General features: G+C 47.5%; 1 pseudogene. It reads left to right on the forward strand.

The features are described from left to right. Positions 1–240 (forward strand): annotated as a pseudogene (locus FC99_RS14145) (group II intron reverse transcriptase/maturase); the annotation flags it as partial.

Genomic DNA, 240 nt, shown 5'->3' on the forward strand with positions numbered 1-240 from the left:
GCGACAATCGCAGAAAACAGAACAAGCTGACCACCAGTTGAAGATAGGCCTGGAAGACCAAAGGTACACTGGGGCGTGTAGTACCTTCTCTGGTGAAAGTACAATGATAAATGGCATGGAATTCTCTAAACGCGTTTTGACCCGGAATAATCTAAATTTAGCGTATCTCCGGGTCAAGAGGAACAAAGGGGCAGCAGGGCTTGACGGTATGACCGTCGAAGACCTCTTGCCTTATCTGAA

This window comes from Levilactobacillus koreensis JCM 16448 (assembly GCF_001435525.1).
GTDB lineage: Bacteria > Bacillota > Bacilli > Lactobacillales > Lactobacillaceae > Levilactobacillus > Levilactobacillus koreensis.